The 3,697-nt window shown below is 50.6% G+C and carries 3 protein-coding genes; all 3 read left to right on the top strand.

Going from position 1 to position 3,697, the window contains the following annotated elements; translation table 11 throughout:
- The coding region (locus tag TJ79_RS26275; protein WP_202903362.1) for an S-layer homology domain-containing protein at positions 1-1,489 on the top strand (1,489 nt) is incomplete at its 5' end.
- Positions 1,490-1,793: 304 nt separating this feature from the next.
- Entirely contained in the window at positions 1,794-2,516 is a 723-nt protein-coding gene (locus TJ79_RS22150) for a TerC family protein (RefSeq protein ID WP_052339873.1), read from the top strand.
- 208 nt (positions 2,517-2,724) lie between these two features.
- A complete protein-coding gene (locus TJ79_RS22155) occupies positions 2,725-3,399 on the top strand; it encodes a TerC family protein (RefSeq protein ID WP_040952542.1) in 675 nt (224 codons plus the stop codon).
- Positions 3,400-3,697: the final 298 nt, after the last annotated feature.

Genomic DNA, 3,697 nt, shown 5'->3' on the forward strand with positions numbered 1-3,697 from the left:
GCTTGACGGTCTGGTTGCCTTGCCGACGATTGTGTCGGTAACGGGAGTGACCCTTGACAGGACCGCCGTCAATCTGACGACTGGCGGAATCGTGCAGTTGGCGGCAACCGTTAACCCGGCAAATGCAACCAACAGAGCGGTAACATGGTCATCCAGTGACGAGAACGTCGTAACGGTCAGCACCAATGGTCTCGTAACCGCACATCATGCGGGAACGGCGGTCATTACGGTTACGACAATCGATGGCGGAAAAGCCGCTTCGTCTGTAATCACCGTTACCTCCTCAACTTCGACGAGCCCGACGACGCCCGCGAATCCAACGCCGTCGGCACCTCAAGTGGAGGTGGGGAATGGCAAAGTGACGGTTCATCCGAAGGCGGATGACAATCGCACAGCGCAAATCGCTCTGAAACCGGAAGATGTGCGCAAAGCTTTGGAGACTGCAGCCGGCAATTCTCTCACGATCTCGGTTCAACCCGGTAATGGAGTGGATGCCGTATATGTGGACATTCCGCTGCAAGACCTTGCGGAGAACGGCAAGGTTCACGTAATCACAGTGGAGACCGGACTTGGTGCGGTAACAATCGACTCGTCACTACTCAAGGAGCAAGGCGATTCGAACGCCGCGACCCTGAGATTGTCAGTAATGAAAGTAGATTCCACGACATTGCCCGCGAACACGCAAACCCAGCTGAATGGCGCGGATGTGATCCATGTTGCGCTGAGCCTGGATGGAACCGAAGTCAGCCGCATCCAAGGTAACGAGGTGCAAGTATCCATCCCGTATACACTGAAAGCGGGAGAAAATCCGAACAAGGTTGTCGTTTATTCTGTGAATGACAACGGTCAATTGGAAGTCGTGAAGAATGGCAAGTATGATCCAGCTACCGGCAGCGTGGTGTTCAAGGCAAAGCAATTCAACTCCTACGCTGCGGCCTATGCCGATGTTGGCTTCAGCGACGTGGGTGAAACCCACTGGGCCAAAAACGCTATCGAAGCCCTTGCAGCCAGGGGGGCGCTCAGCGGAGTAGGCGGTGGTCAATTCAACCCTAATGGCAACGTTACACGAGCCGAGTTTATTCAAATGCTTATGAATGTTTTTGAACTTATCGATTCTTCGGCCCAATCGTCCTTCCCGGACGTGAAGGAAGGGGCATGGTACGCGAAGGCGATTGCCAGCGCCAAAGCCCAAGGCATTATCAGCGGAAAATCGGACGGGACCTTTGGTGTGAACGATCCGATAACCAGGCAGGATATGGCTGTGATGGTGTTCAAGGCGGCGAAGCTGTTGGGTATTGATCTCAACGGTTACCAAACGATAGCATTCAGGGATGCGTCGGCAATAGCAGGGTATGCGACAGAGTCTGTCGAATCCATGGCTAAAGCAGGCATCATCAGCGGTATGGGCAATGGGATGTTCGCTCCTAACGAGCAATCGACAAGGGCGGAAGCGGCATCTATTCTGTTCAAATTGTTCAACCTGCAATAGTAATTCCGGAAAAGGACGAACCGTCACCCATACGGTTCGTCCTTTCTGCTCGCGGGTACGCTTGACTATCCAGTGGGAATCAAGTTACAATTAATAAATCAAAGGGGAGTAGCTGTACAGTAAAGTCGTCAGTTCGGGTGATTCGTCGCCCCGGCTTTATTGGCAACGAAAGTTGTTAGCAAGACCTTTGCCTGCAAACGGCAAAGGTCTTTTTTAATGAAAAGAGCCTTCTGCCAAGCGCAGCGGCTCTTTTTTTGTTGGGCCGCAAGAGGAAAATACTAAATAGCAAAAGGGAGGAAAAAGGATGGAATTTATTTCGGCTCTACTTAGCATCGTGTTAATCGATTTGGTCCTCGCCGGGGATAACGCCATTGTCATCGGCCTTGCGGCACGGAACGTTCCAAAGGAGAGGCAGAAGAAGGTTATCCTTCTCGGGACATTGGGAGCCGTGATCATCCGGGTCATAGCGACTCTGGCGGTAACCTGGCTGCTGGGCATTCCTGGGCTGTTGCTTATCGGCGGACTTTTGCTGATCTGGATTGCCTACAAGCTGCTCACGGATAAAAAAGATCACGAGATCGCCGCCAAGGATACCGCATGGGCCGCAATCCGGACGATTCTCATTGCCGATGCAGCCATGGGGATCGACAATGTGCTGGCCGTAGCGGGGGCAGCTCACGGCAGTATCTGGTTAGTGATCGTCGGTCTCTTGATCAGTGTTCCCATAGTCGTTTGGGGGAGTACGCTGTTCATTCGGCTTTTGGACCGTTTTCCCTGGATTTTGTATCTGGGGGCGGGCGTTCTCGCTTATACGGCTGCTAAAATGATCGTTGATGAGCCTCTTCTGGAGAGTATTCCCTTTTTACACGGAACGGGGAAATGGATATTCGAGGCAGTGCTCATCGCCGCGGTGGTGGGGGTAGGCTACATCCGCAGCCGCAAAACAGCAACCCAGAGAAAGGATTCCTTGCCAGCATCTCCGATAAAGTCCCCGGATGACTCAAAAGACGCAAATATTTCTTGTTGACCGCCTACCTAAACCTTTTTATACTGAAATTAGCATAAGGGGAGTAGCTTGATACGATAAAGTCGTCAATTCGGATGCTTGCCGCATCCCGGCTTTATTGGCAACTCATCACGTTGTTAGCAAGACCTTTGCCGTTTACGGTAGAGGTCTTTTGTTTTTTGGAAAGCGGAATAGGTTAATAGATTAAAGTGGGGATGGGAGTGAGGACATGAGCGTAGCTGATTTTTTCATGGCGGTCATTGGTATTGTTGTCATGGATCTAGTATTGGCCGGCGATAATGCCATCGTAATAGGCATGGCTGCCCGCAATGTTCCCAAGATTATGCAGAACCGCGTTGTTCTATTAGGGACATGCGGTGCTGTCGTGATTCGGATTCTGGCTACCCTGATCGTTGTTTGGCTTCTGAAACTTCCCGGCTTGCTGGTGGTCGGCGGCTTGCTGCTCATATGGATCGCTTATAAACTGATGGTCGACAAAGAGGACCATGTCATAAAAGCCAAAGATTCCATCTGGGGGGCTGTCGGCACGATCGTGCTGGCGGACGCCGCTATGGGGTTGGATAATGTTCTTGCTGTCGCCGGTGCGGCTCATGGCCATTTCGGTCTGGTTATTACGGGGTTGTTGATCAGCATTCCGATTGTCGTATGGGGAAGCACCTTGTTTATCAAGCTTCTGGAGCGTTTCAATTGGATTCTATATATAGGGGCGGGAATTATCGCGTTTACCGCGGGGAAAATGATTGCAGATGAGCCGATCCTCGATCAGTGGCCTATCGCAGACGGCATCGGTAAATGGGCTTTTACTGCAATCTGCGTCATCCTGGTGCTGTCGTTCGGCATTATGCGGAACCGTTCCAAGAAAAACATCATTCATCAGCAATAATCCTTTATTGTTATCGGAAAAGGGACAAGCATCAACACCGAATCGGCCTTGGCTGATCCGGTGTTTTTTTCTTTGGCGGCAATCTTTCCTTTGAGATAAAGAGGAGTCATAAATTAATAGTTGATTTTTTAAGTCGTTTGGAGGTATATTAATAAACGCACTTGAGATGTCCAAACGGCTTCGAAAGTTGCAGGTAAAAATTGGTCGTTGCAATTAGGCGGCAAACTTGGTAAGATATATTCTTGTGACGACAAGTTATCTTCTAAACGAGAGATACTCGTAGGATCAAGAGGAAGCT

The sequence above is a fragment of the Gorillibacterium massiliense genome, from assembly GCF_000455485.1.
In the GTDB taxonomy this organism is placed as follows: Bacteria; Bacillota; Bacilli; order Paenibacillales; family NBRC-103111; genus Gorillibacterium; species Gorillibacterium massiliense.

What these genes read in the sequence shown, in the direction of transcription:
- TJ79_RS22150 (WP_052339873.1), top strand. Translation starts at nt 1,794, where the DNA reads ATGGAATTTATTTCGGCTCTACTTAGCATCGTGTTAATCGATTTGGTC.
- TJ79_RS22155 (WP_040952542.1), top strand. Translation starts at nt 2,725, where the DNA reads ATGAGCGTAGCTGATTTTTTCATGGCGGTCATTGGTATTGTTGTCATG.